The organism is Dietzia sp. DQ11-71 (assembly GCF_014144995.1).
GTDB lineage: Bacteria > Actinomycetota > Actinomycetes > Mycobacteriales > Mycobacteriaceae > Dietzia > Dietzia kunjamensis.
On sequence record NZ_JAALDT010000369.1, the window covers coordinates 1 to 2,073 of the forward strand.

Annotated in this window: 2 protein-coding genes; both read left to right on the forward strand. The window is 71.5% G+C overall.

Translation table 11 applies throughout. The features are described from left to right. Nucleotides 1-748, forward strand: a 748-nt coding sequence (locus G6023_RS12790; protein ID WP_182635859.1) for a cell division protein FtsQ/DivIB, incomplete at its 5' end; no start/stop codon positions are given. 206 nt (nucleotides 749-954) lie between these two features. Next, a partial coding sequence (gene ftsZ, locus G6023_RS12795; RefSeq protein ID WP_241727851.1) for a cell division protein FtsZ occupies nucleotides 955-2,073 on the forward strand: 1,119 nt, incomplete at its 3' end.

Genomic DNA, 2,073 nt, shown 5'->3' on the forward strand with positions numbered 1-2,073 from the left:
CGCGGCCTCCGTCCGCAGCTCCGACGAGCGGGTCCGGCACTCCGACCCGGCCGTCCGCGCGCGGCTGCGGCGGCGCCGCCGACGCACCAACCGCATCTACGCCGGACTCGGGATGGCACTGGTGGTGCTGCTCCTCGGCTACATCGCCCTGTACTTCCTGCCGGTGTTCTCGGTCCGCGAGGTCAGCGTCGAGGGCACCCGGTCGATCCCGTCCGAGGTGGTGACCGAGCGCGCCGCCGTGGTCCCCGGGACCCCGCTCCTCCAGGTGGACACGCACGCCGTCGCGCGGCGGGTGGCCGGACTCCCGCGGGTCGACCAGGTGACCGTCAAGCGGGACTATCCCTCGGGGCTGCGGATCGAGTTGATCGAGCGCACCGCACTGGTGGTCGTGGAGGTCGACGGGACCCGGCACCTCGTGGACGCCCAGGGCATCGACTTCGGCCCCGGTGAGCCCCCGCCCGGCACGCCCCTGCTCACCGTGGGGGACGCGGCCGGCGCGGACCTGCCGTCGATCGTCCGCGATATGGCGACCGTGTTCGCCGAGGTGCGCGGCACCGCGGGTCAGGAGATCGCCTCGGTCGAGGTGGAGACCCCCGCGTCCATCGTCCTCACACTCGCCGACGGGCGGATCGTGGAATGGGGTGCGGCGGGACGGGATCACGAGAAGGCCGTCGCCCTGCAGATGGTGCTCGAGCAACCGGGCCAGATCTGGACCGTGTCCAACCCCGCGCTGCCGGCCTCGCGGTAGCCCGGTCGCGAGCCGGTGGACACGACACGCCCGCGAGCCTCGTGGACGCGCGGGGCTGCTGGACCTACCGTGTGTGCAGACGGCGGAAAAGGCCTCTGACCAGCAAGTTTAACCCTCAACTAGAGGGTGAGACTTTAGGCTCGCGGAACTTTCGTCGAGACAGCATGCAACCGAGCACGACACCCCCATAGGAAGGCCGGGCCTCGATGAGCTCACCGCACAACTACCTCGCAGTCATCAAGGTCGTCGGGATCGGCGGAGGCGGCGTCAACGCGGTCAACCGGATGATCGACGAGGGGCTCAAGGGCGTCGAGTTCATCGCCGTGAACACCGACGCGCAGGCCCTCCTCATGTCGGACGCCGACGTCAAGCTGGACGTCGGCCGCGAGCTCACCCGCGGGCTGGGCGCCGGCGCGGACCCCGAGGTCGGTCGCAAGGCCGCCGAGGACCACAAGGACGAGATCGAGGAGGTCCTCAAGGGGGCCGACATGGTCTTCGTCACCGCCGGTGAGGGCGGCGGGACCGGCACCGGCGGCGCGCCCGTCGTGGCCGCGATCGCCCGCAAGCTCGGCGCCCTGACGGTCGGAGTGGTCACCCGCCCGTTCTCGTTCGAGGGCAAGCGCCGCGGAGGCCAGGCCGACACCGGCATCGACCAGCTCCGCGAGGCCTGCGACACGCTCATCGTGATCCCCAACGACCGCCTGCTCCAGCTCGGCGACGCGGGCGTGTCGATGATGGAGGCCTTCAAGACCGCGGACGAGGTCCTCCTCAACGGCGTCCAGGGCATCACCGACCTCATCACCACGCCCGGCGTGATCAACGTCGACTTCGCCGACGTCAAGGGCGTCATGTCCGGGGCGGGCAGCGCCCTCATGGGCATCGGTTCCTCCCGCGGGGAGGGACGCGCGTTCAAGGCCGCCGAGGCCGCCATCAACTCCCCGCTCCTCGAGACCACGATGGAGGGCGCCAAGGGCGTGCTCATGTCCATCGCGGGCGGCAGCGACCTGGGGCTGTTCGAGATCAACGAGGCCGCCACGCTCGTGCAGGAGGAGGCGCACCCGGAGGCCAACATCATCTTCGGCACCGTCGTGGACGACTCGCTCGGAGACGAGGTCCGAGTGACCGTCATCGCCGCCGGGTTCGACGGCGGGTCCCGTCCGGTCACCGCCGGCGCGGGACAGTCGCGTCGCGGCCGCCACCACCTCGACGACGACGAGTCGGTCCCCGGCGCCTCCGGTGACACCGGCGGTGCCTCCGAACTCGGCTCGACCCCCCTCGACGGCCGGCGCCGCGACGAGTCGGCCTACCCGGGTCCCGCCTCCTCG